Annotated in this window: 4 protein-coding genes; all 4 read left to right on the top strand. The window is 54.1% G+C overall.

Annotated features, from left to right (window positions below; genetic code table 11):
- Window positions 1–95: 95 nt before the first annotated feature.
- The 4 genes from J2Z28_RS26075 to J2Z28_RS26060 all read left to right on the top strand — a co-directional run bounded on the left by J2Z28_RS26075 (window position 96) and on the right by J2Z28_RS26060 (window position 25,899).
- Window positions 96–3,374, top strand: coding sequence for a non-ribosomal peptide synthetase (locus tag J2Z28_RS26075; RefSeq protein ID WP_211085004.1), 3,279 nt, complete (start codon window positions 96–98; stop codon window positions 3,372–3,374).
- The gene (locus J2Z28_RS26070; protein WP_211085002.1) at window positions 3,364–5,190 is read left to right on the top strand and encodes an ABC transporter ATP-binding protein; all 1,827 of its coding nucleotides are present in this window, start codon (window positions 3,364–3,366) and stop codon (window positions 5,188–5,190) included. Before J2Z28_RS26075 ends, J2Z28_RS26070 begins: the two co-directional genes overlap by 11 nt.
- Window positions 5,187–6,920, top strand: a complete 1,734-nt coding sequence (locus J2Z28_RS26065) for an ABC transporter ATP-binding protein (protein ID WP_211084995.1) — start codon at window positions 5,187–5,189, stop codon at window positions 6,918–6,920. The genes J2Z28_RS26070 and J2Z28_RS26065 overlap by 4 nt, the downstream gene beginning before the upstream one ends.
- Window positions 6,921–7,005: 85 nt before the next feature.
- Window positions 7,006–25,899, top strand: a complete 18,894-nt coding sequence (locus tag J2Z28_RS26060; RefSeq protein WP_211084993.1) for a non-ribosomal peptide synthetase — start codon at window positions 7,006–7,008, stop codon at window positions 25,897–25,899.
- The last annotated feature ends 221 nt before the right edge of the window (window positions 25,900–26,120 follow it).

Genomic DNA, 26,120 nt, shown 5'->3' with positions numbered 1-26,120 from the left:
TCCGTAAATCAAGCCCGTAAACGCGCAGGCCGAAAGCAAGCCCTTTCGGACCTGCGTGGGGGCATGCGGTCACTTCATTTTTAGGGGAGGTACGAATGAAATCTTTATTTGAAAAGGAAGAACGGTACTGGAGCGGCAAGTTTGACGCAGATGATAGCCTGAGCTGCCTTCCATACAGTCAATCCTCCAAATTATTCGAGGGCGGGGAATCTGCGGCAGAGCCGGACTTGCTTCACCGTAATCTGCCGAGCGAACTCTCGGAGAGAATCATTGGCCTCGCCAGCGGTTCGGATTTGGCTCTGTACATGATTGTTTTGGCAGGAGTCAAAAGCCTGCTGTTCAAATATACCGGGCGGGACCAAGTGCTGGTCGGCATGCCTTCGTATAGCGCAGACCAGAGCGAGACGCCGCCGCATGACATCTTCGTGATCAAGACATCGGTAAGCAGCCAGACTACGCTGAAAACGCTGCTTGGGGGCATCAAAGGCTCCATCGGCGAGGCGCTGGAGCATCAGCACCTGCCTTTTCGAAAAATGGTGGAGCCGCTCCATCTGAACTATACGGGGCATGGCCTCCCGGTCGTCAACACCATCGCATCCTTCGCCCCGATTCATCCGGGACCGCTGGGTAACCGTGTGGCGGCTGATACCGTTTTTCGCTTCGACCGCCAAAACCACTCCATCGAGCTGGAAATAAGCTTTGACGGACAGCGGTACGAGCGGGCATTTATGGAGCAGGCGGCCGACCATCTTGTTCGGTTGCTGTCCATGCTTTTATTTCAGCCAGATCTGGAGCTTGGACAAGTCGATATGCTGTTCCCAGTCGAGAGGGAGATGCTGCTCAAGGGATTTAATGACACCGAAACCGAGTTCGAGCGGGGGAAAACGATTCATGGCTTGTTCGAAGAACAGGCGGAGCAACGCCCGGATAACGTGGCCGTCGTCATGAACGAGCGGCAATTGACCTACCGCGAGCTGAACGAGCGATCCAACCGCCTTGCGCGGAAGCTGCGGGAAAAAGGAGTAGAAGCAGACCAGCGGGTAGCGATTCTGGTCGAACGCTCGCTTGATATGGTCGTCGGCATTCTGGCAATTCTTAAAGCGGGCGGAGCCTTCGTGCCTGTCGATCCCGACTACCCGGAGGAGCGCATCCGCTTCATGATCGAGGATTCAGGCGCACCGTTATTGCTGATTCAAAAACATCTGCACGAGAAGACCGACTTTGAAGGAACACGCCTTGAATTAGACGATTTTGTTTGGGGCGATAGCCGGGCGGAATCCACTGGTGTGCTGGATGCTTCGAATCTGGAGCCGGCCAGCGGTCCGAATGATCTGGCTTATGTCATCTATACATCAGGTACGACGGGCAAACCCAAAGGGGTCATGCTGGAGCATCGTGGTTTGGTCAGCTTGAAGCTGATGTTCGCGGACAGGCTGGGCATCACGGAGCATGACCGGATCGTTCAATTCGCCAGCCTGTCATTCGACGCGTCCTGCTGGGAAGTGTTCAAAGCGCTCTATTTTGGCGCGACTTTGTACATCCCGACGGCCGAGACGATTCTCGACAACCGCCTGTTCGAGAGTTATATGAACGAGCATGCGATTACGGCGGCGATTTTGCCTCCGACGTACAGCGCATATTTGAACCCGGACCGCCTTCCCAGCTTAACGAAGCTTGTAACGGGAGGTTCGGCGGTATCGGCCGAATTTGTGCAGCAGTGGAAGGAGAAGGTCCACTATTTCAATGCTTACGGGCCTACTGAAGCTTCGATTGTTACAACGCTTTGGGATGCGGATGAGCAGCAGCCGGAGCGCAGAGTTATTCCGATCGGGCGCCCGCTGTCCAATCACCGGATTTTTATTTTGGATGCCCACCTGCAGCTTGTGCCTCCGGGAGTGGACGGCGAGTTATGCGTGGCAGGCGTAGGGCTTGCGAGAGGTTACCTGAACCATCAGGAGCTAACGGCAGAGAAGTTTGTGGAACATCCGTTTGTGCCGGGAGAACGCCTTTACCGGACGGGAGATCTCGCCCGCTGGCTGCCGGACGGCAACATCGAATACCGGGGGCGGATCGATCATCAGGTGAAAATCCGCGGCTACCGGATCGAAATCGGCGAGATTGAAGAGCAGCTGCTGAAGATCGCCGCCATGCAAGAAGCGGTGGTGCTCGCCCGCGACGACGCGAACAGCCATAAGCAGCTTGTCGCTTACTACGTTGCGGAAACGAGGCTGGTGGCGTATGAACTCAAGGAGCAGCTCGCCAAGCAGCTTCCGGGATATATGATTCCTTCGTACCTCGTGCAGCTTTCGCGGATGCCGCTGACACCGAACGGGAAAATCGACCGCAAAGCGCTACCCGCGCCAGAGGATGCCGCCACTGGAGGAACGGAATATGTCGCGCCGAGAACACTGCTCGAAATGAAGATCGCCCGCGTGTGGCAGGATACACTTGGCGTTCGGCAGGTCGGCGTAAAGGATAACTTTTTTGAGCTCGGTGGCAATTCGTTAAGTCTGATTAGGCTCGTTCAAGCCGTTTACGATGAAACGGGCATCGAGATACCGCTGAATCGCCAATTCCATCATGTAACCGTTGAAGCCATGGCTTTCGGAGAGGGGGATCTGGGCCTGGATAAAGGTGGAGACTCTTTCATTAAGCTGAATAAAGAAGGAGATCTGAACGTGTTCTGCTTTCCTCCAGGCAGCGGCTTCGGCATCGGTTACCGTGAGCTCGCAGGCAGACTCGAGGGCGGGTTCGTGCTCTACGGTATTGATTTTATCGACGATGCCACCGATTACGATGCCATGCTGAACCGTTATGTGGATGAGATTGTTCGCATCCAGCCGGAAGGACCTTACGTGCTGCTGGGTTACTGCTTCGGAGGCAACCTGACGTTCGAGGTAGCCAAAACGATGGAAAGAAGAGGGTATTCCGTAACGGACTTGGTCATGGTGGACTCATGGATTAAGGACACACTCACGCCTTATGAAACGTCTGAGAAAGAGCTTGAAGAAATGCTTGCGGATTTCGACGAAGAAGAGAAGGAATTAATGAGCAATCCGCTCGTGCGGGAGCGTGTTCATCGGAAGATCAAAGCCACCTTAACGTACGAAGCGCAGCTTATTAATTCAGGCACGATAACTGCCCGGATTTACGAACTGATTGCGAAGGACAGCGAAGCGTTCCGCCTGGAGCACCAGTTGCCGTCCTGGCAGAGGGCAACGACGCAAGCATACGCCGATTACCGGCTGGAGGGCGCACACGAGGAGTTACTGGAACTCGCGCGCGTGGACGAAACGGCCGTTGTCATCCGTGACATCTTAGTGCAAATCAAGCAGCAGATCGAAGCGGAGGCAGGGGTCCTGCATGGGAGCTGACCGGCAGACGTCTGTTCAAGGACAAGGCACAGCGGCGCCTTCCAAGCGCCGAACCGCTTATGCCACCTGGAAAGCGTTCCGCTGGCTGATGTCCTATGTAAGCCGTCACAAAGGCTGGATGATCGTCGGTATCCTGTCCGCAATTGCCGCCGCGGTTATTGAGATATGGACGGGACGTTTGGTCGAGCAGCTGACCACACAGGCCGAGAATGGGGCGGGGCCTATCGTTCTGCAGATCGTGTACACGGTCTTTGCGGTCATCTTGATCGGTGTGCCGGCGAAGTTTTTCATGAGCTTTGGTGTGGAGCGAAGCAGTGCCTCTGCGGTGCAGGATATCCGCAACCATGTCATGCGTCATATCGGCAAACTCCCGGTCCCCTATTTGGAAAAGCAGCACTCCGGCGACGTGTTGTCGCGGATCAACAACGATCTGCAGCTCATCCAGCAATTTATGATTCGGGACCTCGCCCAGTGGTTTTATCATCCGCTATTATTTATCGGCTGTTTCGCTTATTTGATGTATCTCCAATGGGAGCTGATGCTGTACAGCCTGCTGTTATTTCCCGTAGCACTGCTGGTTTCCCAATGGATCGGCAAGCAGTTGGAACAGTTGACGGAGGAAGCCCAGGCGAACATGGGCCGAATGAACGTCAACCTCCAGGATACGCTTGGGGGGATGCCTATTGTAAAAAGCTACCTGCTATCCGGTATGTTATCTCGCTCCTACCAAGTGCTCCTGCAATTGACGGCTCAAAAAAAGCTGGCCGTGAAAAAGCGGGAAGCCTGGGTCAACCCGCTGCTTTCTACGCTGATGATTAGCCCGATCATTTTCGCCGTCAGTTACGGAAGCTATTTGATCTACAACGGGCAGCTAGGCGCGGGAGAACTGATCGCCTTCCTGTACTTGCTTAATCTGTGTCTGGAGCCACTGGAGCATATTCCCGAGCTCATCACGCGCACGTTCGAAATGACCGGTGCCCTGAGAAGGGTCTCCGAAATCGTCGAGCAGCCGACCGAAACGGAAAATGGCCGTTTGCTTCCAAAAGCGAGCGCCGCCCCCATCCAGTTTCAGAACGTAACCTTCGGGTATGAAGAGAGTTCCCCGATTCTGCGGAATGTTAGCTTCTCTGTGCCAGAAGGCAAGACGATTGCACTTGTCGGAGCGAGCGGCGGAGGGAAGAGTACGGTGTTTAAGCTGGTATGCGGCTTTTATCCACTTCCGGAGGATCAGGGCGAGATCCACGTGTTCGGAAGCCTGATCCACGGTGCAGATCCGGAGCAGCTTCGGTCGCATTTTTCCGTTGTAACCCAAGATTCATATTTGTTTAGCGGTACGATCGCCGAAAATATCGGCTATGGGCGGGAAGAAGCGTCGATGGACGAGATTATCGAAGCCGCCAAAGCCGCTCAGGCTCATTCTTTCATTATGCAGCTTGAGGACGGTTACCAGACGTATGTCGGAGAGCGTGGCGGGTTTTTGTCCGGTGGGCAACGCCAGCGCATTGCAATGGCTCGGGCGTTTCTGAAGGATGCTCCCGTTCTGCTGTTGGACGAGCCCACATCGGCACTTGATCCGGAGTCGGAAAGCGCGGTTCAGGAAGCGTTGGGCGTATTGATGAAGCAGAGAACGACCATGGTTATTGCCCACCGGCTTTCTACGGTACAAAACGCCGATGAAATTTGGGTTATGGAACAAGGAAGTATTGTCGAAAAGGGCACTCATGAACAATTGCTCAAGAGGAAGGGACTGTACGCCCAGTCGTATTACCAGGAGTTTACCGAGTCTGCCGAACGCAGGGAGGTGTCGTACACATGAAAAAGGGCGGAAGGCTATCACAAGTGAAAGAACTCGGCTACTTGCTGACGTTTATGAACCGCAAGCGCAAAACCCAGTACGCGATTGGCCTTGCTGTAACGGCGCTCACCCAGACATTGTTTCTAATCGCCTTCAGCTTGGTCGTACATAACTTGGTTGATTTCGCCGTGTCCCGAGATACGTCCCTGATGGTGGAAGCTTTTGTTATTTTGGGCGCGGCCCTGTTCCTGGAAAATATAATTTCTCCCTGGTTCATTTACTTATACCAGCGCAGTGTCGAGCTGACTGTGCTGAATATCCGCAAACGTCTTTATGACAAGCTGTGCCGGGTGCGGCCGAGATTCCTGGAGCAGAACCACCATGGGGACTTGCTGTCGCGAGTGAACAACGACGTAACGACCGTTGAGTTTACATTCTCGCAGGTTTACTTCGTTTTGCTGCTTCAAGTTGTCTTCTGTATCGGCTCCATTGTCTCTATGGCGGTGATCGATTGGCGGTTTGCTGGCGTATCCTTCGTCATTCTGCTGCTGTCCTCTCTGGTCAGCCTGAAATTTGCACGGGATATCCGCGTTTTGTCCGAACAAGGCTTGCGTACGCTCGGTAAAATGACCGAAAAATTTAAAGATTTTATGGGCGGCATTCAAATTGTGAAGCTGTTTCGCATCCGCACGATTTACGGCCAGTACGAGGGGTTGAACGAGCAAATGACGCAAACGCTTCGGCAAACGGCGAAAAAGAACGGTATGCAGGCTGCGGTGAACCATTTTATCAGCTACGTCACGTTCTGCGGCATCATCGTCATCGGCAGTCTTCTATATGCCTACGGATTGATGGGAATGGGAAGTGTCGCCGCTCTGGCAGTTTTGCAAGTGAATCTGACGCACGCCTTGTTGAACCTGGGGATGGTTCTGTCGATGACCCAAAATTCGCTCGCGGGCGCTCACCGGATTCAAGAGGTACTAAGCGAGGAAGAGGAACCGGAGCGTCTGGGATCTTCTCGTAGCGAGCTTGTATCGGAGGCTGCGGTGGAGTTTCGCGATGTGGAATTTTCCTATCAGGGGGATAAAAAGGTACTTGTCGACATGTCCATGCAGGTGTTTCCTGGTCAGGTCGCTGCGATCGTGGGAGCCAGCGGCAGCGGCAAAAGTACGCTGATCAAGCTGCTGCTCGGCTTTTATCCTGTGGACAGCGGAGATATCCTGCTCCAGGGCAAACCGTTCGGCCATTACACGCTGGAAGAAATCCGCAGGCAGATTGCATATGTTCCGCAGGAGCCGTTTTTGTTTACTGGCACGATTGAGGAAAATATCCGTTATGGCAACCCGGATGCAACGGATGAAGAAGTGGTGGAAGCGGCCAAAGCGGCGTACGCTCACCATTTTATTCAGGAACTTCCTGAACAGTATAAAACGCCGGTGGGAGAGAGGGGAGCGTCATTGTCAGGTGGACAAAGGCAGCGAATTGCGATCGCCCGGGCGATTCTCAAAAACGCCCCGATTCTACTGCTGGACGAAGCGACTTCTGCATTGGATAACGAATCCCAGCATTGGGTACAGCAAGCTCTGAACGTATTGATGAAGGGGCGCACCACCATTCTGATTGCCCACCGTCTCAGCACTGTGGAACATGCGGATTTGATTACGGTCATGAATCAAGGAACGGTCGTGGAACGGGGCCGCCATCAGGAACTGCTGGCGCTCGGAGGTTACTACGCGCGGCTGTACGGCTAGACCCGCTTTTCGGCGGGCGGCTTCCTGCTGATATTCAGGTATAAAGCCTATCTACAAACAATCTCTAATACGGGAGTGTGTCGATGTGAGAGAGAATACGAACAAGCAATATGGATTAACGCAAGCCCAGCGCCGGATATGGTTCATGGAAATTATGAATCCGGGCACATCCATCACGATGCTTTCCGCGACCTACCAGATTACGGGCGAGATCGACACCAAGCTGCTGGAGAAAGCGGCGGCAGAGATTGTCAAAACCTATGACGCTTTCCGAATCCGCATTAGCGGGGATTTGCAAAATCCAACGCAGTGGTTCGAAGAGCCAGAGAATGTGCAAGCCAAGATAAGCCACCTCGAAATAGGCACAACCGAACAATTCTATGCTTGGGTGAAAGAAGTAAGCGAAAAACCGGCCAGTGTGTTCGACGAACACCTCTACCAATTTACGGTGATCCATTTTGCGAACGGCCAAGTATGGCTTAATTTGACTATAAATCATATCATTGCCGATGGATTGTCCGTCACTGCTTTGCTGCATGCGGTGATGGAAAAATACCTGGAACTGCGCAATGGCATCTTCAGCAGTTACCAGGCCCCATCCTATCTGGATTATATTTCAACTGAGTATGAATATGAGCAATCGCAGCGTTATCAAAAAGGCAAGGAATATTGGCTAACCAAGTACAAGACTTTGCCTGAAACGAGCGGCATTAAATCGGTTCCGCCATTCTCGATTGGCAGCGAATCGAATAAACGTTCCATCACTTTGGATGGTTCCCGCTATGACCGCATTCTGGCTTTTAGCGAACAATATCAGGTTAGTTTATATACGTTATTTTTGTCCGCCATGTACGTCTTATTGTATAAGCTGACCGACAGCACCGATGTTCCAGTCGGCACGGTTTTTGCCAATCGCACCAGCAAGAAGGAAAAAGAAACGATCGGTATGTTCGTCAGCACCGTGGCTACGCGGATTAGCCTGAATCCAGTTGAGTCCGTGCTTTCCTTGATCCAAACGGTTTCCAAGGAAAATACGGCGGATCTGCGACATCAGAAATATCCTTATAACCAATTGATCCAGGATTTACGTGAACAACACGGCCGCAACGATCTTTCGGAGTTGTTCCGCACGTCACTTGAATATCTGCCTTTGAAAATCGTGGAGTACGAAGAAATCAAGGTACGTCTGGAGGCTCACTTTGCTAGGCACGAGATGGACGATCTACTGCTGCGCTTCGACCATATGCTGAATGAAGGCCATGTCATTCTCCATGCTTCCTATCGTACCGGCCTGTTCGAGACGACCGAGATTGATCGCATTATGGAGCAGTATGTAACCGTTTTGGACCAGTTTCTTGAGACTCCCGAACTGCGGGTGCGCGAGATTTCTCTGTTGAGCGATGAGGAGAGACACCGTATTCTGGACGTGTTTAACCCGCCGGTGGCAGCACTGAGCGAGGGAATAGCGTTTCATCGGTATGTCGAAAAGTTTGCCCGAGACATTCCGGATCACCCGGCAGTTGTTTACATGGACAAAAAGCTGACTTACGGCGAATTGAACAAACGCGCTGAGCGGCTGGCTGCGCTCCTTCGTGAACAGGGCGTGGGAAGGGAGACGATTACGGGGATCTGGGCAGAGCGTTCGGTGGAACTGCTGGTCGGTGTGCTCGCCGTATGGAAAGCCGGCGGAGCTTATGTACCGCTGGACCCCGATTATCCGGCGGAGCGGATTGAGTACATGCTCAGCGATAGCGAAGCATCGGTGCTGCTTACGCAGCGTCATCTGTTGGAGGGGGCCGGAGGTTGGTTGGCCGATGACCGGCTGAAGCTTCAAGCAGTCTATGCGATGGACGATGAACAGATGTATAAAGGGGATACCTCAGCCGTGGAATTTGAATCTGCTGACAGTGCCCCACAAGACTTGGCTTATGTGATTTACACCTCCGGTACGACGGGACGCCCAAAAGGCGTCATGATCGAGCATGGGAGTCTCATGAATACGGCGGATGCGTACCGCCGCGAGTACCGGTTGGATCAGTTCCCGGTGCGGTTGCTGCAACTGGCGAGCTTCTCGTTTGACGTGTTCGTTGGAGACATCGCGCGGACGCTGTATAACGGAGGAACGATGGTAATTGTGCCAAAGGATGACCGGATTGATCCGAACCGCTTATACGGCTGGATTCGGGACCAAAACATTACGGTATTTGAATCGACACCTGCGCTCATCCTACCATTCATGCAGCATATTTATGAAGAAGGACTGGACGTCAGCTCCATGCAGTTGCTGATTACCAGCTCGGATGCTTGCAGTGTCACCGATTACCGATTGCTGCAGGAAAGATTCGGCGGACAATTCCGCATCATCAACAGCTACGGCGTTACCGAAGCGGCCATTGACAGCAGTTTTTACGATGAGCCGCTGGACAAGCTGCCATTGTTGGGTCATGTGCCGATCGGCAAAGCCTGGCTGAACGCCCGGTTTTACATTGTCGATGCCGGGTTAAAGCCGGTTCCTGTAGGGGTTCCGGGTGAGCTTGTCATCGGCGGCGCCGGGGTGGCGCGCGGGTATTGGAACCGTCCCGACCTAACCGCCGAGAAGTTTGTAGACAGCCCGTTTGTGTCTGGCGAACGTCTATATCGGACAGGAGATTTGGCCCGCTGGCTGGAAGACGGCAACGTTGACTTCATCGGCCGGATCGACTATCAGGTGAAAATTCGCGGGTTCCGGATCGAACTCGGCGAAATTGAAACGGCCCTGCTCAGTTTCCCGGGGGTCAAGCAGGCTGTGGTGACTGACTGTACGGATGAGCAGGGGCAAAAGTATTTGTGCGGTTACGTGGCGGGGGATGTTTCCTTGCAGCTGAGCGATCTGCTGTCCCAATTGAAGCAAGAGCTGCCGGCCCATATGGTCCCGGCCCGACTGGTGTCTCTTGATCAGCTTCCGCTCACACCGAATGGCAAGATTGACCGTAAAGCGCTACCTGAGCCGACCGGAGAGATAGAAGCCGGCCGTGAGTATGTGGCTCCTCGCACAACGCTGGAAACAAGACTTGCTCTTATTTGGCAGCAGGTGCTGGGTATTGCGCGAGTTGGAGTCCAATACGATTTCTTTGACCTGGGTGGTCATTCCTTGCGGGCCTCCGCGCTTGTTTCCAAGATTCGAAAAGAGCTACAAGTCGAGGTTCCGCTGCGGGACGTTTTCCGCTACACCACGATCGAACAGCTTGCCCAAAGAATTAGCGGTTTAAAGCAGCAGGACACCTATGAGATTACAAAGGCGGCAGAGACCGAGTACTATCCGGTTTCATCCGAGCAAAAGCGTCTGTACGTCCTGCGCCAGCTTGACGCGGCCGAGCGTAGCTACAATATGTCGGCGGCGCTTCTTCTCGAAGGCAAGCTGGACCGCAAGCGCGTAGAGTACGCGTTCCGGGCACTGATTCAGCGCCATGAGACGCTGCGTACCGGGATTGAGCAGGTTCAAGGTGAGCTTGTGCAGCACATCTATGACGAGGTGGAGTTTGCTGTAGATTATTTCCAGGCGAGCGAGCGAGAAGTGGACCAAGTGGTGGAAGCATACTTTCACCCGTTTGATCTGACCAAGCCGCCACTTCTTCGCATCGGCCTGATCGAAGTCGCCGAGGATCGCCACATCCTGTTGTTCGATATGCATCACATCGTCTCGGATGGCATCTCGACAGCATTGCTTTTCGACGAGTTCAGCCGCCTGTATCGGGGTGAGGAGCTGGCTCCGTTGCGTATTCAATACAAAGATTATGCCGTTTGGCAGCATTCCGAAGCCTACGGGCAGTTGATCCAGCCACAGAAGGAGTACTGGCTGGAACAGTTGTCGGGCGAGCTGCCTGTATTGGAACTTCCGACGGACTTCCCGCGGCCTGCGGTGCAAAGTTTTGACGGCCGGACCGTGAAGTTTGATATTGGGAAAGAACGGACGGAGAAGCTGAAAGAACTGGCCGCACGGACGGGCACGACCCTGTACATGGTGCTGTTGTCTGCTTACTCGATCCTTATGCATAAATATTCGGGTCAGGAAGATCTGATCGTGGGAACGCCGATTGCCGGAAGAACGCAGGAAGAAGTGCAGCCAATCGTAGGTATGTTTATCAACACGCTTGCCATTCGCAGCCATCCGGAGCGTTCCAAGCCGTACCTTAAGTACCTGGAAGAAATGAAGGAAATCACACTCGGGGCTTTTGAACACCAAAATTATTTGTTCGAAGATTTGGTGGAAAGTCTTCATATTCCGCGCACGACTGGCCGGAATCCGCTCTTTGATACGTTCTTCTCCCTGCAAAATACGGAGAATGAGCAAATTGTCATCGAGGGGCTGGAGCAATCGTTTTATCCGTTGGAAAACCGAACGTCCAAGTTCGAGCTGCTTCTGGATATTTCGGAACTGGATGGCCAGCTCGAATGCCGGTTGGAGTACGCTACGGCTTTGTATAAACAGGAGACCGCGGAGCGGTTCGCCAGACATTATGACAAGCTACTCGAAACTATCGCAACAGCGCCGGAAGGGGATATTGCTTCGCTGGAAATGCTAACGGAGCAGGAAATCCGTGAACTGGTGCGCAGTTTTAATGATTCGGAGGCAGACTACCCGCGTCAGCAGACGATTCATGGGTTGTTCGAAGAGCAGGCGAAGCTTTATCCGGATAACGTGGCCGCCGTCATGAATGAGCGGCAGTTGAGCTACCACGAACTGAACGAGCGATCCAACCGCCTTGCGCGTAAGCTGCGGGAGACAGGAGTCGAAGCGGATCAGTTGGTAGCGATTCTGGCCGAACGTTCGCTTGATATGGTCGTCGGCATTCTGGCGATTCTCAAAGCGGGCGGAGCCTACGTGCCTATCGATCCCGACTACCCGGAGGAACGCATCCGCTTCATGATTGAGGATTCGGGCGCACCGTTATTGCTGATTCAAAAGCATTTGCATGAGAAGACCGACTTCGCAGGAACGCGCCTTGAATTGGACGATTTCGTTTGGGGCGTCAAAGGGGCGGACTCCGCTGGTGCGCTGGACGCTTCGAATCTGGAGCCAATTTCTGGCCCGGGTAACTTGGCTTATGTCATCTACACATCGGGAACGACCGGCAAACCCAAAGGAACGTTGATTGAGCATAAAAACGTCGTGCGCCTTTTGTTCAACGACAAGAACCTGTTCGACTTTGGGCCGTCCGACACGTGGACGTTATTCCACTCGTTCTGCTTCGATTTCTCCGTCTGGGAGATGTACGGAGCACTTCTGAATGGAGGAAAGCTGGTTATCGTACCGCCGCTTACGGCGAAAAATCCGGCCGAGTTCCTGGCACTGCTGAGCCGCGAACGGGTCACGATTTTGAACCAGACGCCAACATATTTCTATCAACTGTTGCGTGAGGTTATAGCGGACCATCCGTACGATCTGCGGATTCGCAACGTCATCTTTGGCGGCGAAGCACTCAGCCCGCTGTTGCTCAAGGGTTTCAAGACGAAGTACCCGGAGACAAAGCTGATCAATATGTACGGTATTACCGAAACTACGGTTCACGTAACGTATAAGGAAATTACATGGATCGAGATGGAAGCGGCGAAGAGTAATATCGGCAAGCCGATCCCGACGCTGAGCGTGTACGTTCTGGATGAAAACCGCCGCCCTGTACCGATCGGCGTAGCAGGCGAAATGTACGTAGCCGGTGAAGGCCTGGCGAGAGGATACCTGAATCGACCGGATTTGACGGCGGAAAAGTTCGTTGATTCCCCGTTTGCGGAGGGGGAAAAACTGTATCGCTCAGGCGACTTGGCGGCCTGGCTGCCGGACGGCAACATTGAATACCTCGGCCGGATCGACCATCAGGTCAAAATCCGCGGGTACCGGATCGAGCTGGACGAAATTGAGACGCAGCTTTTGAACGTGGAGGGCGTGGAAGAAGCGGTGGTGCTCGCCCGTCAGGACAGCGGGGGCGAAAAGGCGCTTGTTGCCTACTTTGTGGCGGACCGGACGCTGACGGTTAGCGAAATAAGAACCTCGCTGGCCCAGGGAATGCCGGGATACATGATCCCGTCATACTTCGTGCAGCTGGAACGCATGCCGCTGACGTCCAATGGCAAAGTGGACCGCAAAGCACTGCCGGAGCCGCAAGGTGGCTTGCAAACGGGCGTCGAATACGTAGCGCCGCGTAACCTTGCGGAGTCCCAGCTTGTGAAAATCTGGGAGGAAGTGCTGGGTTACTCCGGCATTGGAGTCCTGGACAATTTCTTCGAGCTCGGAGGGCATTCCTTGCGGGCGACAAACCTTGTCAGCAAGATTCGGAAGGAAATGAACGTTGAACTTCCGCTGCGCGATGTGTTCCGCTATATGACGGTAGAATCGATGGCCGGGGCTATTGCCAGCTTGGAAGAATCAGAGCACAGCTCCATTCCAAAAGCGGAAGAGAAAGCATATTATCCAGTTTCCTCTGCGCAAAAAAGGCTGTATGTCCTGCACCAGCTAGATAGCTCGGAGCTGAATTACAACATCCCGAGCACCTTGCAATTGAAAGGGACTTTGAACGAGGCCAAAGTGGAAAAGGCGCTGACTACTTTGGTGGCCCGGCACGATATGCTGCGCACCGGTTTTGAAATCGTGAATGGAGAGCTGGTTCAGCGTATTCATCCGCTCGTAGATTTCAAGGTCGAGAAGCTTCAAGCAAGTAAAGATCAGGTCGCGGCCATTCTAGAAGGCTTCATTCAGCCTTTTGACTTGACCCAGCCGCCTTTGCTGCGCGCCCTGCTGATCATACTTGAGAAAGAGAAATTCCTGCTTGCGCTGGATATGCATCATATTGGTTCGGACGGTCTTTCCATGGACGTGCTGCTACGCGAATTTGTGGGGCTTTACAATGGGGAAGAATTGCCGGAGCTGCGGATTCAATACAAGGATTACGCCGTTTGGCAGCAATCCGACGAGCAGTGTCAGCGTATCAAACGGCAGGAGGAATACTGGCGCGGGGTATTCAGCTCCGAGCTTCCCGTTCTTGAGCTGCCTCTTGACTTTTCCCGCCCAGCCGTCCGGCAGTTTGACGGTCAAACGCTCACGTTTGCGCTGGATGCGGAGAAAAGCGAAGCTCTCAAACGGCTTGCCGGAGATTCGGGGGCGACGCTGTACATGCTTCTGCTGGCTGCTTACTCCGTATTGCTTCATAAATACGTGGGACAGGAAGATATCGTAGTCGGCACTCCGATTGCCGCTCGTTCTCACGCCGACCTGCAACCGATTATCGGCATGTTTGTCAATACGCTGGCCCTTCGCTTGGGTCCGACGGCAGAGCAGACGTTCCTGGATTACTTGCAGGATGTGAAGGAAACGACGCTTGGAGCCTACGAGCACCAGGACTATCCGTTCGAGGAGCTGGTAGAGGCTCTTCAGGTGAGCCGGAATTTAAGCCGGAATCCGCTGTTTGACACCATGTTTTCTTTGCAAAAGCACGAAAGCTTGGATTTATCCATGGAAGGCTTGCAATGGTCGCTGTTCGACATCGAGGAAAAGACGGCAAAGTTTGATCTTAGCTTAGATATCCTGGAATCGGGTAACGAGCTGGTTTGCAAGATCGAGTACGCTACCTCGTTGTTTAGACAGGAAACGATGGTACGGCTGGCGGGTCATTACGAGCAGCTTTTGGCATCGATCCTGGCTCAGCCGGGTGCGAGGATCTCGGATTTGAATATCTTGAAGGACAGCGAAAAGCATGATTTGCTGGTCGGGTTTGCCGTGTCGTCTTCGGCTCTGGCGAAGCAATCCGCCTCAGAGGGTCCAGGCTTGGAAGCGGATGAGTCGTGGAGAGAGAGAACGATCCACGAGCTGTTCGAGGAGCAAGCAGAGCGAACGCCGGAGCAGGTGGCCGTTGTCTATGAGGACAGCAGCCTGACTTACCGGGAGTTGAACGAGCGGGCGAACCGGCTGGCGCGATCCTTGCGTGCCTCTGGCGCGCAGGCCGATCAGCCGATCGCGATCATGGCCGAGCGCTCGCTGGAGATGATCGTGGGCATCTATGCGATCTTGAAGGCCGGGGGCGCCTACGTGCCGATCGACCCGCAATTCCCGCAGGAGCGCATCCGCTACATGCTCGAAGATTCGGGCGCTAGGCTGCTGCTGATTCAGAGCCATTTGCGGGAAAGCGCGTCATTTGCCGGGACAGAGCCACTTGGCGGTCTATCGCTCGTCGATCTGAACGATCCATCCGCGTATGACGAAGACGGCACGAACCTGGAGCCGGCGAGTGGACCGGAGCACTTGGCCTACGTCATTTACACATCGGGCTCGACAGGCAAGCCCAAAGGCGTCATGGTGGAGCACCGTCCGGTGATCAACCGGCTGCTGTGGATGCAGAATGCTTATCCGATTGACTCCAGGGATACGATTCTGCAAAAGACGGCGATCACCTTCGACGTTTCCGTGTGGGAGCTGTTTTGGTGGGCTTGGACGGGGGCCAAAGTTTGCTTGCTGCCGCCGGGCGGAGAGAAGAATCCCGAGACGATTCTGGATACGATCGAACGGCAAGCCGTCACGACGATGCACTTTGTGCCGTCGATGCTGCACGCCTTCCTCGAATATGTCGAGCGTCAGCCGAGCGAAGATCTGGGTAACAAACTGTCTTCGCTGAAACGGGTGTTTGCAAGCGGGGAAGCGCTGGCGACGTCGCATGTGAGCCGGTTCTGGCAGTGGATTTCGTCATCCGTGAATCAAGCGCAACTGATCAACCTTTATGGGCCTACGGAAGCGACGGTTGATGTCTCGTACTACGATTGCGGACCGGAAGAGGCGTATGTATCGGTGCCGATCGGCAAGCCGATCTCGAACATCCGGCTGCATATTGTCAAGGAAGGGACGACAGCGCTGCAACCGGTCGGCGTGCCGGGCGAGCTGTGCATCGCGGGCGAAGGTCTGGCTAGAGGCTACTTGAACCGTCCCGAGCTGACCGCGGAGAAATTCGTAGAGTGTCCGTTTGCGCCGGGCGGGCGGATGTATCGGACGGGCGATCTGGCCAGATGGCTGCCGGACGGCAACATCGAGTATATGGGCCGGATCGACCATCAGGTGAAAATCCGCGGGTACCGGATCGAACTCGGCGAGGTGGAGGCGCAGGTCCTGAAAGCGGCGTCCGTCCAAGAGGGGGTTGTCATCGCCAGAGAAGACGAAGCCGGTCAGAAGCAGCTCTGCGCGTACTTCGTGGCGGACAAGCCGCTTGCGGCGAGCGAGCTGCGAAGCGCGCTGGCGGAGGATCTGCCTGCGTACATGATTCCGTCCTACTTCGTGCAGCTGGAGCGGATGCCCCTCACACACAGCGGGAAGCTTGACCGCAAGGCGCTGCCCGCACCGGAAAGCAGTATGCTCGTTGGAACGGAATACGTGGCGCCCCGGACGGCGGCGGAGCAGACGTTGGTTGCGGTGTGGCAAAAGGCGCTGCGAACGGGTCGTCCGATCGGCGTGATGGACAATTTCTTCGAGCTCGGCGGGGATTCAATTAAATCGATCCAGGTGTCGTCCAGGCTACATCAGGCCGGGTACAAGCTGGAAATTAAGCATTTGTTCAAATATCCGACCGTAGCGGAATTAAGCCCGTATCTCCAGTCGGTCTTAAGACGCGCCGATCAGGGGGCAGCTACGGGAGAGACGGGGCTGACGCCGATTCAGCGCTGGTTCTTCGAGCAGTCGTTCGCCGAGCTGCACCACTTTAACCAGGCGGTGATGCTGTACCGGGAGGAAGACTATGACGAAGCGGCGCTTCGTCAGGCCGTGCGGAAGCTGGCCGAGCATCACGATGCGCTGCGCCTCGTCTTCAGCCGGACCGAGAGCGGGTATGCGGCATGGAACCGTGGCATCGCGGAAAGCGATGGCGAGCTTTACAGCCTGGAAGTGATCGATTTCCGTGGAATGACGGACTGCGCGCAGGCGATCGAAGCCAAGGCGAACGAGCTTCAGCGCAGCATTAACCTGCAGGCAGGGCCTTTGCTGAAGCTCCGCTTGTTCCGCTGTGCAGATGGAGATCATCTGCTGATCGCGATACACCACTTGGTCGTAGACGGCGTATCCTGGCGGATTCTGCTTGAGGATTTTGCTGCCGGCTATGAGCAGGCGCTGCAAGGGCAGCTGATCCGTCTGCCGCTCAAAACGGACTCATTCCAAACGTGGGCGAAACAGCTCGCTGATTATGCGAACGGTCCGGCGATGGAAAGCGAGAGAGCGTATTGGCAGCATATCGAGCAATTGACCTATGAGCCGCTTCCGAAAGATTTTGAACAAGGCACATCCAAGCTGAAGGACAGCAGGCTCGTGACCGTCCGCTGGACGGCGGAGGAAACCGAACAGCTGCTGAAGCAGGCACACCGTGCGTACCATACGGAAATGAACGATTTGCTGCTTGCCGCGCTTGGCCTCGCGGTACAAGCTTGGAGCGGTCGGGAACGCGTGCTGGTGAATCTCGAAGGCCACGGTCGGGAAGAACTTTTGCCGGATGTGGACATTACGCGGACGGTAGGCTGGTTTACAAGCCAATTCCCTGTCGTTCTGGAGCCAGGTCACGTCCAGGCGCTCGGTCATCAGGTGAAACAGGTGAAAGAAAACTTGCGCCGCATTCCGAACAAAGGAATCGGCTACGGCATCCTGCGTTATTTGTCGGCACCGCGTGACGGAGAGCACTTCGTTTTGGAGCCGGAGATCAGTTTTAACTATCTGGGTCAGTTCGACCAGGATTACGAAAGCAGCGGCTCGCAGCCGTCTCCGTTCAGTCCGGGCTCCGATTCAAGCCCGAATGCTGTGATGAATTATGTCCTCGATATCAACGGTATGGTGTCGGAAGGCGTGTTGGAACTTACGATCCGTTATGGGGAAACCCAGTATCAACGGGAGACGGTTGAGCGCTTGGGCACCCTGCTTCAATCGAGTTTGCGTGAAGTCATCAGCCATTGCGTATCGAAAGAGCGGCCGGAGCTTACACCTAGTGACGTACTGCTTCAAGATGTGACGGTGGAGGAACTGGAGCGGCTGTCCGAACATACGGCGGCACTCGGCGAACTGGAGAATGTATACACCCTGACTCCGCTGCAAAAAGGGATGTTGTTCCACAGCTTGCTGGATGCCGATTCGGAAGCCTACTTCGAACAGGTGACCTTCGATCTGTATGGAAGCCTGAATGTGGAAGCCTTCACCCGCGGATTGGATACGCTGGTACAGCGAAATGAGGCGCTGCGGACCAATTTTATTACCGGCTGGAGAGACGAGCCGATTCAAGTGGTATTCCGCGAGCGGAAGTGTGAAGTGTACTTTGAAGATATTCGCTCGGCAAGCGATGAACACCCGGAGAAGACGATAGCCGATTTTGTCAGCGCGGATAAAGCGAACAAGTTCGATTTGGCCCAAGGCTCTCTGATGCGCGTTACAGTTTTGCGTACGGGCGACGAGTCCTACCAAGTGATCTGGAGTCACCATCACATTTTGTTGGACGGCTGGTGCATGTCCTTAATGATTAAGGAAGTGTTCGACACCTACTTCGCGTTCCAGGAGCAGCGGACGCTGGAGCTTCCTCCGGTTACCTCGTACTCTCGGTATATCGAATGGCTGGAAGCTCAAGATGCTGCGAAAGCTTCGCGTTACTGGTCCGAGTATTTGGCGGGTTATGATCAGCAGACCAAGTTGCCTCGGGAGAAAACAGGGCTGAAGCAGGGTGCTTTTGAAGCAGCTGAGATCGATGTGGAACTCAGCAAGGAACTGACTGGGCAAATCGAGCGGGTGGCGCGCCAGCATCAGGTGACGCTTAATACATTCATGCAGACCGTATGGGGACTGGTTCTGCAGGTATACAACAACAGCGAAGATGTTGTATTTGGCTCCGTCGTATCCGGGCGTCCAGCGGAGATTCCGGGTATCGAAAGCATGATCGGTCTGTTTATTAATACGATCCCCGTCCGTATTCAAGGCAAAGCCGAGGAGACGGTAGCCGATATTTTGAGAAAAACCCAGGATCAAGCGCTGACATCGGGAGCTTACGAAACGTTCCCGCTGTTCGAAATTCAGTCGCTGAGCGAGCAAAAGCGCGACTTGATCAACCATATTATGGTCTTTGAAAATTATCCGATGGAAGAACAGATTGAGCAGGTTGTCGGTGGAGGACAAGAAGCGCTGAAAATCGCTAATATCCAATCGCCGGAACAAACGAACTACGATCTGGACATTACCGTCATTCCGGAAGAGCATATTTTGCTGCGGTTTACGTACAATGCACTGACATTCAGAGAGCAAGACATCAGGCAGATCCACAGTCATTTTGCCCGTGCATTGGAGCAGGTTGCGGCTAATCCGAATGTTCGTGTACATGAGTTAGAGCTTTTGACGGCGGCGGAAAAAGAAGAAATTGTCGGCGTGTTTAATCCGGTGCAGCCGGAAGTGGCTCCTGTGGCAGCGTTCCATCGACTGTTCGAGGAACAGGCGGAACGCACGCCGGAAGCGGAGGCCATCGTATACGAGAACGATCGGCTGACGTATGCGGAGCTGAACGAGCGGGCGAATCGCTTGGCGGCTATGCTGCGCGGAAGCGGCATTGGCCGGGAGGAGATTGTTGGCATTCTCGCTGAGCGTTCGGTGGACCTGTTGGTGGCCGTGATGGCCGTCTGGAAAGCAGGCGGGGCGTATGTGCCGCTTGACCCGGATTATCCAGTGGACCGTGTGCGGTTCATGCTGGAAGACAGCGGAGCGAAGGTGCTGCTGACACAAACGCCGCTGCGAGAGCGTGCCGAAGCCTGGCTCGGTGAAGAGGAACTGGCACTGGCGAAGGTGCTATACCTCGACGATGAAACGTCATACAGCGAAGACCGAGCGAATGCACCGATGGACTTCAGCCAAGGCTCCAGCAGTGCTCCCAATCCAGTCAACGGCAAGCTGACGGGGGCTGTGAACGGTGGTGGCGAGAGTCATCCAAATGATGTTGATGTTGTGGGCATGGACAGCTTCCATGAAGCCCGTCCGGAGGATCTGGCTTACGTCATCTACACGTCGGGAACAACGGGTAAGCCAAAGGGTGTAATGATCGAGCACCGCAGCCTGGTGAACACGGCAGCGGGCTACCGGCGGGAATACCGGTTGGAACGGTTCCCGGTGCGGTTGATGCAACTCGCGAGCTTCTCGTTTGACGTGTTTGTGGGCGATATCGCGCGGACGTTGTACAACGGCGGCACCATGGTCATTGTACCGAAGGACGACAGGATTGATCCGTCTCGTCTGCACTACTGGATAGAGCGGGAGCAAGTGTCGATCTTTGAATCAACGCCGGCACTGATCGTGCCGTTCATGGAATACGTGCATGAGCAGGGGCTGGAGTTAAGTAGTATGGAGCTGTTGATTACAAGCTCAGACAGTTGCAGTGTGGCGGAATACCGAACCTTACAGGAACGGTTTGGCTCGTCGTTCCGCATTATTAACGCCTACGGTGTGACGGAAGCGGCAATTGACTCCAGTTTCTATGATGAGGAGTTGGCGAAACTGCCGCAGACAGGCCATGTGCCGATTGGCAAAGCGTGGTTGAATGCGAAGTTTTACATCGTGGATGCGTACCTGAACCCGGTGCCGGTCGGTGTGTTGGGCGAATTGGTTATCGGCGGAGTCAGTGTGGCGCGTGGATACTTGAACCGTCCAGAGCTGACGGAAGAGAAGTTTGTAGATAGTCCTTTCACCGCGGGTGAGCGGTTGTATCGCACGGGAGACTTGGCGCGGTGGATGGAGGACGGCAACGTGGACTTCATCGGCCGGATCGATAACCAGGCGAAAATCCGGGGTTACCGGATCGAGACGGGCGAAGTCGAAGCAAAGCTGCTGAGTGTAGGTGGCGTGAAGGAAGCTGTCGTTGTTGTCAGGGAAGATCAAGAAGGGCAGAAAGCGTTGTGCGCTTATTATACAGTGGAAGAAGGTTTGACGGCGGCAGATTTGAAACGGGCGATCTCCAGCGAGCTACCGGGATACATGATTCCGTCGTACTTCGTCGAACTGGAGCAATTGCCTCTAACGCCGAATGGGAAAATTGACCGGAAGGCGCTGCCAGCGCCGGAAGGGGGAGCAGGCGGAGGCCGCGAATACGTGGCGCCGCGCACCGAAATGGAGGCGAAGCTGGCCGCCATTTGGCAGGAAGTGCTTGTTCGGGAGAAGGCGGTAGGCGTAACCGACAACTTCTTCGACCTCGGAGGACACTCCCTGCGGGCGACAACACTTGTCAGCAAAATGCATAAGGAGCTGGGCGTCCAATTCCCGCTTCGCGACGTATTCCGCTACTCGACAGTTGAGGAAATGGCTGTGGCTATGGAGCATTTGGAGATCGGCTCGTTTATGGCTATTCCGGCTGCGGAACCTAGCGAGTACTATCCGCTCTCTTCTGCGCAGAAACGTCTCTATATCTTGAACCAGCTGGAAGGAGGCGAGCTGAGCTACAACATACCAGGAGCTATGCTGCTCGAAGGGCAGCTCAACCGGCAGCGGTTTGAAGAAGCATTCCGCGGGCTTGTAGCTCGTCATGAAACGCTGCGTACCGGCTTTGAGATGGTTGAAGGCGAAGCGGTTCAGCGGATTTACGAAGAAGTCACCTTCCAGGTGGAATATGTGCAGATCAGCGGGGAGCAGGCGGAAGAAATGGTGCGCCAATTCGTTCGTGCGTTTGATCTAGCGAAGCCACCACTTCTGCGGGTGGGCATTGCCGAACTCGCGCCGGACCGGCACATCCTGATGTTCGATACACATCATATTGTATCGGATGGCGTTTCAATGGACGTACTGATCGAAGAGTTTGTGCACTTGTACAGCGGGGAGCCGCTCAATCCACTCCGCATTCAGTACAAAGATTATGCAGTATGGCAGCAATCGGACGAGCAAAAAACGCAGCTTGCCAAGCAGGAAGCCTACTGGATTGACATGTTCCGCGGAGAACTGCCAGTTCTGGAAATGCCAACGGACTATCCGCGCCCGGCTATGCAGAGCTATGAGGGCCGAACGTTGCAATTGTTTATGAATATTGAGAAAAGCGAAGGTCTGAAACGGCTTGCAGCTGAAAACGGCGCAACGCTTTACATGGTTCTGCTTGCGGCATATAACGTGGTTCTGCATAAATATTCAGGTCAGGAAGACGTGGTGGTTGGTACGCCGATTGCGGGAAGAAATCACAGCGACGTTCAACCGCTGATCGGGATGTTCGTTAATACCTTGGCCATTCGCAGTTATCCTGCTGCTGGTAAGACGTTCCTTGACTACTTGAAGGAAATCAAGGAGACAACGCTGGGTGCTTTTGAACATCAGAATTATCCGTTTGAGGAACTGGTGGATAAGGTAAACGTGGCTCGTGATTTACGCCGTCATCCACTGTTTGATACGATGTTTGCTTTGCAGAATACAGAAAATGTGGAAATTCAGCTTCCGGGACTGCATTTGTCGACGTATGCGAGCGAAGAAATTGTTTCCAAATTCGATCTCAGCTTGGACGTTACGGAGATTGAGAACGGCTTGGAATATCTATTTGAATACGCCACGGCTCTATACAAAACCGAAACGGTGGAGAAATTGGCTGTCCACTACTTGCAGCTGCTTGAATCCATTCTCCGCAACCCTTCAGCGACGATTTCCGAGTTGGATATTTTGACACTAGCGGAAAAAGAAGAAATTGTCGGCGCGTTTAACCCTGCGCAGCCGGAAGAGGCTCCTGTGGCAGCGTTCCATCGACTGTTCGAGGAACAGGCGGAACACACGCCGGAAGCTGAAGCTGTCGTTTATGAAAACGATCGGCTGACGTATGCGGAGCTGAACGAGCGGGCGAACCGACTGTCGGCCACGCTGCGCGCAAGCGGCATCGGTCGTGAGGAGATTGTTGGCATTCTCGCTGAGCGTTCGGTGGACCTGTTGGTGGCCGTGATGGCCGTCTGGAAAGCAGGCGGGACGTATGTGCCGCTTGACCCGGATTATCCGGTGGACCGTGTGCGGTTCATGCTGGAAGACAGCCGAGCGAAGGTGCTGCTGACACAAACGCCGCTGCGAGAGCGTGCCGAAGCCTGGCTCGGTGAAGAGGAACTGGCACTGGCGAAGGTGCTATATCTCGACGACGAAACGTCATACAGCGAGGAACGAAGCAATGTGCCAATGGACTTTGGCCAAGGCTCCAACAGTGCTCTCGATCGAGTCAACGGCAAGCTAACGGGGGCTGTGAACGGTGGTGGCGAGAGTTATCCAAATGATGTTGATGTTGTCGGTATGGACAGCTTCCATGAAGCCCGTCCGGAGGATCTGGCGTATGTCATCTACACGTCGGGAACGACGGGCAAGCCAAAAGGCGTGATGATCGAGCATCGCAGCCTAGTGAACACGGCAGCGGGCTACCGACGGGAATACCGGTTGGATCAGTTCCCGGTGCGACTGCTGCAACTCGCAAGCTTCTCGTTTGATGTTTTCGTGGGCGATATCGCACGCACGTTGTATAACGGAGGCACCATGGTCATTGTACCGAAGGACGACCGGATTGATCCGTCTCGTCTGCACCACTGGATAGAGCGTGAGCAAGTGACGATCTTTGAATCAACACCAGCACTGATCGTTCCGTTTATGGAATACGTGTATGAGCAGGGGCTAAAGTTAAGCGGTATGGAGCTGTTGATAACAAGCTCGGACAGCTGCAGTGTAGCGGATTACCGTACCTTGCAGGAGCGGTTTGGCTCGTCGTTCCGCATTATTAACGCCTATGGTGTGACGGAAGCGGCAATCGACTCCAGTTTCTATGACGAAGAATTGGCGAAACTGCCGCAGACAGGCCACGTGCCGATTGGCAAAGCGTGGTTGAATGCGAAGTTCTACATCGTGGATGCACATCTGAATCCCGTACCCGTCGGTGTGCTGGGCGAGCTGGTCATCGGCGGCGTTGGCGTAGCACGGGGGTACTTGAACCGTCCAGAGCTGACGGAAGAGAAGTTTGTAGACAGCCCTTTCACCGCGGGTGAGCGGTTGTATTGCACGGGAGACTTGGCGCGGTGGATGGAAGACGGCAACGTGGACTTCATCGGCCGGATCGACAATCAAGCGAAAATCCGGGGTTACCGAATCGAAACGGGTGAGATTGAGTCGCAGCTGCTGCGGGTGGTAGGTATACGCGAAGCGGTGGTGCTGGTTCGAAGTGATGCGAACGGGCAAAAGGCGCTGTGCGCCTACTACACAACGGATATCGAACTGACGGCGGCTGACCTGAAACGAGCGATCTCCAGCGAGCTGCCGGGTTACATGATCCCGTCGTACTTCGTGGAGATGGAGTATTTACCTCTGACACCAAACGGGAAAATCGATCGGAAAGCGCTGCCGGCGCCGGAAGAGGGAGCAAGTGCAGGGCGCGAATACGTGGGGCCGCGCACCGATCTGGAGACGAAACTGGTCTCCATCTGGCAGGACGTGCTTGGGTCAGTTACGATTGGTGTGACGGACAACTTCTTCGACCTCGGCGGTCACTCGCTGCGGGCGACGACGCTGGTCAGTAAGGTGCACAAGGAGCTGCACGTGGACCTTCCACTGCGCGATGTATTCCGGTACTCGACTATTGAAGCGATGGCTGAAGTGATTAGCCGATTGGAGCAGCAGGAATTCCTTTCCATTCCGGTTCTGGATAAAAGGGAGTATTATCCGCTTTCCTCTGTGCAAAAGCGGCTGTACATCCAGCAGCAGATGGAAGGGGCCGAGCTTAGTTACAACATGTCCGGCATGACGGTTCTCGTCGGGCGCTTGGAGCGGAATCAATTCGAGGAGGCGCTCAAAGGATTAATCGCTCGTCACGAAGTTTTGCGAACTGGCTTCGAAATGGTCGACGGCGAACCGGTACAACGGCTTTATTCGGACTTGGAGTTTGCCGTTGAGTATACAAAAGTGCCGGAAAGTGAAACGAAAAGCATTGCAGATGCCTTTGTACGTGTCTTTGATTTGGAGCGGCCGCCGCTGCTGCGTGTGGGCTTAATTGAATGGGAAGCGGAACGTCATCTGCTTATGCTGGACATTCATCATATCGTCACGGATGGCATGTCGATGGGTATCTTCATCGAAGAGCTGCTGCGCCTGTATAACGGTGAGACACTGGAACCGCTTCGGATTCAATACAAGGAATTCGCTGCTTGGCAGCAGTCCGAACCTGTAAAAGAACGGCTGAAACGCCAGGAAGCCTACTGGCTGGACATGCTGGAAGGTGAACTGCCAACGCTTGAGTTGCCTACGGACTTTGTCAGACCTGCCGCTCGCAGCTTTGAGGGAGATGTGCTGCCTTTTAGTATCGACAAGCAGATGACTGACAACTTACAGCGCATTGCCGATGAGAACGGTGCTACCCTATATATGGTGTTATCGGCGGCCTATTCAATCCTGCTCAGCAAGTACTCGGGACAAGAAGACTTCATTGTAGGCACACCGGTTTCGGGCCGCACACATGCCGACCTGGAGCAGCTCATCGGAATGTTTGTCAACACGTTGGCGATTCGCCATTATCCATCCGGGGAGAAGACATTCCTTAATTACTTGAACGAAGTCAAAGAAACGATGCTGGGGGCCTACGACCACCAGGATTATCCGTTTGAAGAACTTGTGAAAAAGCTGCAGGTGCCGCGCGATCAAAGCCGCAATCCTGTATTTGATGTCATGTTTGCACTGGAAACGAAGGAAGATAACGTTCAAAGCTTCGGGGATATCCAGATCGAATCTTATCCGGAAACGCATGCGGTTGCTCAATTTGACCTTACCTTGGTCATCTCGTTGCTGGATGAGGGAATGAACGGGCAGTTTGAATATGCAACCAAGTTGTTTACGCGCAATCTGATCGACAATTTCGCTCAGGACCTGCTCGTAATCATCAACCAAATTGGCGAACAGCCTTCGGTGCTGCTCAAGGATATTTCCCTGAACGGGCAATCCGAACAGGAGCAAGATGAGCTAGAGGCTATTGATATTATTTTCTAATCCTTATCCGGCTTGGGTGTATGCCGTATTGCTCTCGGTACGCATCCTGCCGGTTTTTTTAAAAAAAATGAAAGGGGAAAATCTACCACAGGAATCTAACATCAAGTGCCACAACTTTTTTAACACCTGACAGGAAATATACAAACAGAACTATAAAGAAAGTCTCGATATAAGATCGAGCTTCTTTTGTTGCTTGTATATGTAATCTTTTTAATATTAAT

Source organism: Paenibacillus xylanexedens (assembly GCF_017874615.1).
In the GTDB taxonomy this organism is placed as follows: Bacteria; Bacillota; Bacilli; order Paenibacillales; family Paenibacillaceae; genus Paenibacillus; species Paenibacillus xylanexedens.
The sequence above is the reverse complement of the archived record's forward strand: the minus strand, read 5'-3'. Positions and strand labels throughout refer to the sequence as shown.